The sequence below is a fragment of the Devosia geojensis genome (genome assembly GCF_000969415.1).
GTDB classification, from domain to species: domain Bacteria; phylum Pseudomonadota; class Alphaproteobacteria; order Rhizobiales; family Devosiaceae; genus Devosia; species Devosia geojensis.
The window spans coordinates 1-8,371 of the sequence record NZ_JZEX01000076.1 but is presented as its reverse complement, the minus strand read 5'-3'; the positions used below and the strand labels follow the sequence as shown (position 1 = coordinate 8,371).

The window sequence follows — 8,371 nt, the reverse complement described above, 5'->3', positions numbered from 1 at the left end:
GGTTGGGCACTGCTCTCCCCTCCCCTCAAGGGGGAGGGGAGAGCAGTGCCCAACCCGTTGATCCGGCTGAGGATAAATAACTTATCCCCGCAGATCGAGGTGAGCGCATACTCACACCCATCCCTTCGCCGGGCGCGGCAAGTACGAGTTGCCGGCGGCCGGTGGCAGGTCGGGCGGTTCACTCGTGGCCACGGGACCGTCTCGCCTGCCACCGGGTTCTGGGAGCGGGTGTCTGCCGGGGGTCGCCCCGGTGGAGGCTGGACAGGCGGGGACGGGCGGTCATCCCAAACAGCGCAAAGTCATCGCTGGGCCGTCTCTTGTCGCCCCGGTCAAGAAATCCCCGTGCAACGGGCGGGTGAAAGCCCACCTTTTGTTTTGAAGCTTCGGTTCCGGGTATAAGCCCGCCCGTTGCCGCCCACCTCAGCAACCGCAGGCCGCACGGCCGGGCGGGGTTTCGTGCTGCGCATCGCCATCAACGCCTCAACTGCTTGCGCTCGTACCATTCCTATTGCTAAACGAAATTTATAGTTATTAGCTATGACGCAGTCTTTGGGTGCATCCGGGCGGGGACGATGACGGACAAACTGGGCGCGGAGGACGTTGCGGAGGGGGAGACTCATCCTCGCCGGCGCCGGGGGGCGCGGCGGGTGACGATGACGGACGTGGCGCGCGAGGCCGGGTGCTCGCAGGCAACCGTCTCGTTCGTGCTCAACCGCTCGCCCGGCATCAAGCTTTCGACCGAAACGCGCGAGCGGGTCATCGAGGCGGCGCGCAAGCTCGGCTACTCGACGCCGGTGCTGGCCCATGTCGCGCCGCAGCGGGCCTCCTACCCCACCGTTGACGGTAAGATCGGGTTCGTCGTCGACCAGCTCGCCACCAGCCCAGAGGCGGTCGTCGCCATCGAGGGGGCGCGGCAGGCCTCGTGGAACGCGCGCAACATCGTGCTGGTGGCCCAGACGCTCAACGATCCCGTCATGGAGCCGCGCACCATCGCCTCGCTCGTCGAACAGGGCATCTCGGCGCTCGTCTACATGGCGATCTTCACCCGCGAGATCGAGGCGCCGGACTATCTCCACGACCTCGACATCCCGGTGATCCTCTTGAACTGCTACACCACCGACCACGCCTTCCCGGCGGTGGTGCCGAGCGAGATCGCCGGCGGGCAGCGCGCGACGCGCCACCTCATCGAGTACGGACACCGGCGGATCGCCACCATCACCGGCGAGCCGTGGATGGAGGCAGCGCAGGATCGCCTCAAGGGCTACCGGCGGGCGCTGGCGACGGCCGACATCCCGTTCGACCCGGACCTCGTCGTCGAGGGCGACTGGTCGGCGAGCGCGGGCTACCAGGGCACGCGCAAGCTCCTCGAGCTCGCCGAGCGCCCGACCGCCATCTTCTGCCAGAACGACCGCACCGCCATCGGCTGCTACGAGGCATTGAAGGAAGCCGGGCTCGACATTCCGCGCGACATCTCCGTCGTCGGCTATGACGACGAGGAGATCGCGCGCCACCTCCATCCGCAGCTCACCACCTCCATCCTGCCGCACCGGGCGATGGGCCATTGGGCGATCGAGCAGCTCGAAGCGCAGGAACCGCACGGCACGCAGCGGTTCCCGATCACCAAGCTCGAATGCTCGCTGGTGGAGCGCAGCTCGGTGGCGGCGCCGAAGGAGTAGAGCGTCGGGCTGGCGCACCGCGCTTTCGACCTTTGCACGAATGCAGCAGCACCCCAGATGTCATCCCGAAGGGTGTGGCGGCTTCAACGCCGTTCCCGTCCTCGGCGCCGCCACCGATCCCCGCGGCACCAGCTCGCACTCGATCTTGACCTTCTGGACGCGCTCGGCGGCGTCGGCGCTGCCGTAGCTGTCGAGGAGGTGCCCGACGGCCCAGCGCGCCATCTCGTTGTGGGGCAGCACCATCGTGGTCAGCCCCGGCTCGAGATAGGCGACGAGGTCCTCGTTGTCGAAGCCGACGATGGAGAGGTCTTCGGGGATGCGGAAGCCGAAGCCCTGCGCCGCCTCATAGGTGCCGATCGCCATGCGGTCGTTGAAGCAGAAGATCGCGGTCGGTGGTTCGGGCAGCGAGAGGAGCTGCCGGGCGAGTTTGCGCCCGTCCGCCAAGGTCCAGCCGCCGGGGATGACCAGGCTCTCGTCGACCGGCGCGTTCCAGCGCGCCATCGCCTGGCGGAAGCCGTTCTCGCGATCGGCAGCCGCCTCGATCCAGTGCTCGCCCTTGAGGTGCGCGATGCGCCGGTGGCCGGCTTTCAGCAGGGCCTCGGTCGCCATATAGCCGCCGGCGATGTCGCTGGGCACCACACTCGCGTGACGCAGCCGCTTCTCGTAGCAGTTGAGCAGCACCACCGGCAGGTCGTCGAGATAATCGGGCACGGAGGCCTGCCGTGTGATGAGCGAGCAATAGATGATGCCGAGGGTCTTCTGGGCGACCAGGAGATCGACGGCAGCCCTTTCCAGCACGGGGTCGGAGCGGGTGCAGAAGACGGCGACCGTCACCTCCTCCAGCGCCGCCTCGTCGCGGGCGCCCTCGATAAAGGGCGTGGCGAAGGGCGTCGTCGTCACCTCATCGATCAGGAGCCCGATGACGCGAGCGCGGCCCTCCGGCACCGGATGGCCCTTGCCCTTGCGATAGCCCAGCGCCTCGGCCGCATCGATGACGCGCCGGCGCGTCGCCCTGGAGACACGCGCGTTGGGCACGCCGTTGAGCACCAGCGACACCGTCGCCTGCGAAACGCCGGCCCGCTCGGCCACATCGATCATCGTGGCGCGCTTCTCCATGCGGCCTCCTGCCCGGCGAGCGCCGATCCGCTCCGCCTTAACCCCTAGCTAATGCGAGGGTTTCCGCCTCGGCAAGCGCTCTCGGGAAATTTTACCGTCCATCCCGCCGCGACCCTCTTGCAACCCGCTTCCGGGGATAATACGGTGATAATAATATAACTAATAGAACCGAGGGATGAGGATGCAGGAGTCCGCGCAGCTTGCCGCGACCAGCGCGATTACGGGTGAACGGCAGAGCCTGTCGCTAGACGGGGTGTGGCGGTTCCGTCACGAGGACGGTCCATGGCGCGAGGCGCATGTGCCTGCACCCTGGCAGGCGGAATTCTCCGACCTCGTCGACACCTTCGGCCACGCGGTCTACCAGCGCCGGTTCACCCTGCCCTCCGGCTGGAACGGGCGCGAGCTGGCGCTGCGCTTCGGGGCCGTCAGCTATTTCTGCGAGGTGCGGTTCAACGGCGAGGTGCTGGGCACGCATGAAGGCGCGTTCCTGCCCTTCGAGTTCGTGCTGCCGCAGACGCTCGTGCGCCACGAGAACGAGATCGAGGTGCGGGTTACCATGCCGTCGGCCGACCGGCGGGCGTTCCCGGATTTCCCGTTCACCGAGGTTCCGCACGGCAAGATCAGCTGGTACGGCCGCGTCGGCGGCCTCTGGCAGTCGGTCTCGCTTGAAGCGCGCGATCCGCGCCGGGTCGAGGAGGTGCGCATCGAAGCGGGCGCCGACGGCGTCGCCAACATTGCGCTCAAGGTGACCGAGGCGGCGGCGGGCCTGCCGGCCCGCGTCACCATCCTCGATGCGACAGACAGCGAAGTGGCCGCTTGCGGGCTGACGCTCGCCGGCGACAACAGCGTGCGCTTCGCGCTCGATGGGGCGAGGCTCTGGTCGCCGGAAGAGCCCAACCTCTATACCGCCCTGATCGAGATCGGCCCCGAAGGCGAGGCGACCGACATCGTGCGGCAGACCTTCGGCTTCCGCACCATCGAGACGCGCGACGGCAAGGTGCTGCTCAACGGCGAGCCGATCTACCTGCGCGGCGCCCTCGACCAGGACTACTATCCCGACGGGCTCTACACGGCTCCCTCCCTCGAATTCCTCGAGGATCAGGCGAGGAAAGCCAAGGAGCTCGGCCTCAACCTGCTGCGCTGCCACATCAAGGTGCCGGACCCGCGCTACTACGACGTCGCCGACCGGCTGGGCCTGCTCGTCTGGACCGAGATCCCCAACGTTGCGAGCTTCACCACCCGCTCGGCGCAGCGCATGCGCGACACGATGACGGGCATCCTCAAGCGCGACCGCAACCATCCCTCGATCATCGCCTGGACCATCATCAACGAGGACTGGGGCACGCGGCTTGTCGAGAACGCCGAGCACCGCGCCTGGCTCAAGGACACCTATGACTGGCTGAGGGGCGAGGACCCGACGCGACTGGTCGTCGACAACTCGGCGTGCTTTCCCAACTTCCACGTCAAGAGCGACCTCAACGACTACCACTACTACCGCTCGGTGCCCGAGCGGCGCCAGGAGTGGGACGAGATCACAGCCCAGTTCGCCGCGGGCGCGGAGTGGACCTATTCGACTCTCGGCGATGCCGAATGGCGCGGCGACGAACCGTTGATCGTCTCCGAGTTCGGCGTCTGGGGCCTGCCCGATCCCCAGAAGCTGCGCCGCGAGGACGGCAGCGAGCCGGACTGGTTCGAGACCGGCGCGATGTGGGGGGATGGCGTCGCCCTGCCCCATGGCATCGAGGAGCGCTTCGCCGCGCTCGACCTTCACCGCACCTTCGGCTCGTTCGACAAGTTCATCGAGGCGGTGCAGTGGTACCAGTTCATGAACCTGCGCTACGAGATCGAGGAGATGCGCGCCCATGCCAGCATCATGGGCTATGTCATCACCGAGCTGACCGACGTCCACTGGGAGGCCAACGGCCTCATGGACATCGAGCGCAATCCGCGCGTGTTCCACGACGTCTTCGGGCAGATCAACGCCGACATCGTCATCGTGCCGCGTCCGGCCCGGTACTCGGCCTATTCGGGCGAAACCCTTTCCGTCTCGCTCAAGGTCGCAACGGGCGGCCGCAGCATCTCCGCGGGCGCGACGCTGCGCTGGAGCGGCGACGCCGAGGGTTCGATGTCGATGCCGGCGACGGGACCGGTCTCGACAGCCGATCTCGGCGCACTGGCGCTGAAGCTGCCGGCCGTTTCGGCCAGCCGGTCCGCGCAGATCGCGTTCGTGCTGGAGGCCGGTGGTGAGGCGCTCGCCCGCAACACCCTCGACATCGCGCTCTATGCGAAGCGGGCGGCGACTGGCCTGCCGACCATCGCCACCTCCGACGGTAAGCTCAAGGCGTTCGCCGAGGGGCTCGGCTACGCGGCCGTGCCGAAGGGCGAGGCCGATATCGTCCTCTGCCACGCCGTGGACGGCGGCGACGTCGAGGCGATCAAGGCGGGCGCCCGGTACCTGATCCTTGCCGACGGCACGGTGCCGACCAACAGCAATCTGCGCACCGACATGCCCCCGGGCGAGGCGCCGCACCGCAACATGGTGCTCGACGGACGCAAGGTCCGCCCCAGCCTCGACCAGCACCTGCCGGGCATCAACCTCGTCGAGCGCGACGGCACCATCTGGCGCGGCGACTGGATCGCCGGCTTCAGCTGGCTGCGGCGCGAAGGCGCGTTCGCCGACATCCCGGGCGGGCCGATCTTCGGCCTCTCGTTCTCGGACGTGGTGCCGCATCACCTGCTCACCGGCTTCAGGCCATGGGAGTACGGCTCGAACGTCCATGCCGGCATCGTCGTCGGCTGGGTGCACAAGCCGGCGGCAATCGTGGCGGAAAAGCGCGTCGGGCGCGGAGGGGTCGTCGCGACGACCTTCCGGCTGGTGCGCGAAGCGCCTGGAGCCGATCCGGTCGCGGCGGCGCTCTTCGACGCGCTGGTCGCGACCGCCAGGGACTTGCCGGTGGACGCCGGGTGAACGCGGCGCGCGGCCGAGGAGCGGGCACAAGACCCGTGGGCCGCGCTACGCACCGACTACGTTGGCTTAAGGGAGGAACCGCATGGCCGACATCAGACTGAAATCCGTTTCCAAGCGCTTCGGCGCGGTGACCGTCCTCGAGAACGTCTCGATGGAGATCACCAGCGGCGAGTTCGTCGTCTTTCTCGGCCCCTCGGGCTGCGGGAAATCGACGCTTCTGCGCATGATCGCCGGGCTCGAGACAGTCGATGCAGGCCAAATCCATATCGCAGACCGGCGGGTCGACCAGCTGCCGCCCAGCCAGCGCGGCGTCGCCATGGTCTTCCAGAACTATGCGCTCTATCCGCACATGACCGTTCGCGACAACATGTCGTTCGGGCTGCAGAACATCCGCATGCCGGGCCAGGAGATCGCAAAGCGGGTGGCGGATGCGGCACGAATCCTGGAGATCGAGCAACTGCTGGATCGGCGACCTGCCCAGCTTTCGGGCGGGCAACGCCAGCGCGTCGCCATCGGCCGGGCGATCGTGCGCGAGCCGCAGGCATTCCTGCTCGACGAGCCGCTCTCCAACCTCGACGCGGGCCTGCGGGTCCGCACGCGGGTCGAACTCGCGCAGCTCCACCAACGGCTGCGCGCCACCATGATCTTCGTCACCCACGACCAGATCGAGGCGATGACGCTGGCCGACCGGATCGTGGTGATGAACAACCGCAAGGTCGAGCAGATCGGCACGCCCATGGACGTCTATTCGCGTCCCGCGTCCCGGTTCGTCGCCGCCTTCGTCGGCTCGCCATCGATGAACTTCCTGCCGGTCGCCGGTATCACCGACGTCGCCGGCCAGGCGCGCGTGGAGCTGCCGGGCGCCGCCAGCATCCAGACGGGCATCCCCATTCGCGACCTGCCGGGCGCAACGGGCCTCACCTTCGGCGTACGTCCGGAGGCGGTGCGGGTCGCGGCGGGCGGCGAGGGAACGCTCAGCGGCACCGCCGACATCGTCGAGCGGCTGGGCGACCGGACGCTGGCTCACGTGCGGCTGGCCGACGGAACCGTGCTCGTTGCCGAAGATGCGGGCAAGAGCCCGTTGCAGGCGGGCATGCCGGTTTCGCTGACCGTAGACGGGTCGGCGACGCACCTGTTCGACGCCAACGAGGCCGCCTATCACGCCGCCGCCTGAGCGGCCGGAAACAGGCGAGGCGCACCACACTGCTCAATGCGGGCGCGTCGCCGGAGGCAGACCATCTGCCCATGACAGCATGGAGCACAACCTGATGGGAGGAAGTTCAATGTTGCATACCCTACGCAAACTGGCCCTGGTCTCGGGCGCCATCACGGCGCTCGCCACCGGCGCCTATGCCCAGCAGACCGTGGTCTGGTGGGACTTTCTGGCCGGCGGCGACGGCGTGCGCATGAAGGCGCTGATCGACGCCTTCAACCAGGAGCACCAGGGCGAGATCCAGATCGAGGGCACCACACTGGAATGGGGCACCCCGTTCTACACCAAGCTGCAGACGTCCTCGGCCATCGGGGAAGGCCCCGACATCGCCACCTACCATCTCTCGCGCATTCCGCTGGCCGTCGACAGCGGCACGCTCAGCGAGATCACCGATGAGGACCTGGCGGGCGCCGGCATCTCGGACGCCGACTTCACCCAGGCTGCGGTGGACGCGGCCAAGGTCGACGGCACCCGCTATGCGGTGCCCTTCGACCAGCACGGGCTGATCCTGTTCTACAACAAGGATATGCTGGAAGAGGCCGGCATGCTGGACGAGAACGGGCTGCCGACGGGGCTCGACGGCATGGAGAACTTCGAGGCGGCGCTGGCCCAGTTCACCGCCGACGGCAAGTACGGCCTTTCCATGCCGACCGGCGACCGCTACCGCGCCGTCTACTCGTTCTTCGGCCAGCAGGGCGGCACCATGTTCGACGAGGCGGCGGGCGGGTTCTTCCCGACCGACGAAGACCTTGCCAAGCTCACCACCGCCACCGAGACGATGAAGCGCTGGGTGGACAACGGCTGGACCCCTGCCCAGATCGAAAGCCCGGCAGCGCTCGCCCTCTTCACCTCGGGACAGGCGGCGTTCTTCATCATGGGCAATTGGGAAATCCCGACCTTCACCGACCTCCACGCCAAGGGCGAGCTCTTCGAATGGGGCGCGGTGGAGCTGCCCACGCTGTTCGACGAAAAGGCCGCCTGGTCGGATTCGCATGCCTTCGTCATTCCGGCCAACGCCGGCAAGGAGGCCGATCCCGAAAAGCGCGCCGCGGTGATGCAGGTGATCGCCTGGATGGACCAGAACTCGCTCGACTGGGCGGGCGCCGGCCATATCCCGGCTTTCAACGCCGTGCGCGAAAGCGAAGAGTTCCAGACCATGAAGCCGCAGTCGGACTATGCAGGTTTTGCCGACACGGCCGTGTTCGATCCGCGCACGATCCTCGCCGGCCCGGCCGCGCCGCTCGGCGATGCATGGAGCAACTTCATCAATCCGGCCACCACCGGCGAGATCGAGCCGGCCGACGCCGCCGCGCAGATGCGCGACGACCTCAACAGCCAACTCTAGTTGACGGAAACGGGAGGCGGCTCCCCTCCCCCTTGAGGGGAGGGGTCGGGGGT

The 8,371-nt window shown here is 67.8% G+C and carries 5 protein-coding genes; 4 read left to right on the top strand and 1 reads right to left on the bottom strand.

Translation table 11 applies throughout. The annotated features are described in order from the left end of the window. Positions 1–653 precede the first annotated feature (653 nt). On the top strand, positions 654–1,676 hold the full coding sequence (locus tag VE25_RS07110; RefSeq protein ID WP_046107916.1) for a LacI family DNA-binding transcriptional regulator: 1,023 nt from the start codon (positions 654–656) through the stop codon (positions 1,674–1,676). Between the two features lie 60 nt (positions 1,677–1,736). Here VE25_RS07110 and VE25_RS07105 read toward each other — a convergent pair whose 3' ends face one another. Next, positions 1,737–2,792: a LacI family DNA-binding transcriptional regulator gene (locus VE25_RS07105; protein WP_046107915.1), complete on the bottom strand. Its 1,056-nt coding sequence runs from the start codon at positions 2,790–2,792 to the stop codon at positions 1,737–1,739. A 181-nt stretch (positions 2,793–2,973) separates the two neighbouring features. Between VE25_RS07105 and VE25_RS07100 the strand changes: the two genes are divergently transcribed. The 3 genes from VE25_RS07100 (at position 2,974) to VE25_RS07090 (ending at position 8,318) form a co-directional block, all read left to right on the top strand. Beyond that, positions 2,974–5,760: a glycoside hydrolase family 2 protein gene (locus VE25_RS07100; RefSeq protein WP_046107914.1), complete on the top strand. Its 2,787-nt coding sequence runs from the start codon at positions 2,974–2,976 to the stop codon at positions 5,758–5,760. Positions 5,761–5,842: 82 nt separating this feature from the next. Further along, complete coding sequence (locus VE25_RS07095; RefSeq protein ID WP_046107913.1) at positions 5,843–6,934, top strand: ABC transporter ATP-binding protein; 1,092 nt, start codon at positions 5,843–5,845, stop codon at positions 6,932–6,934. A gap of 109 nt (positions 6,935–7,043) precedes the next feature. Next, entirely contained in the window at positions 7,044–8,318 is a 1,275-nt protein-coding gene (locus VE25_RS07090; RefSeq protein ID WP_046107912.1) for an extracellular solute-binding protein, read from the top strand. Positions 8,319–8,371: the final 53 nt, after the last annotated feature.

Bases quoted from the DNA above. Each gene is read 5' to 3' on its own strand.
- VE25_RS07100 (WP_046107914.1), top strand. From the start codon at position 2,974: ATGCAGGAGTCCGCGCAGCTTGCCGCGACCAGCGCGATTACGGGTGAA.
- VE25_RS07105 (WP_046107915.1), bottom strand. From the start codon at position 2,792: ATGGAGAAGCGCGCCACGATGATCGATGTGGCCGAGCGGGCCGGCGTT.
- VE25_RS07110 (WP_046107916.1), top strand. From the start codon at position 654: ATGACGGACGTGGCGCGCGAGGCCGGGTGCTCGCAGGCAACCGTCTCG.
- VE25_RS07090 (WP_046107912.1), top strand. From the start codon at position 7,044: ATGTTGCATACCCTACGCAAACTGGCCCTGGTCTCGGGCGCCATCACG.
- VE25_RS07095 (WP_046107913.1), top strand. From the start codon at position 5,843: ATGGCCGACATCAGACTGAAATCCGTTTCCAAGCGCTTCGGCGCGGTG.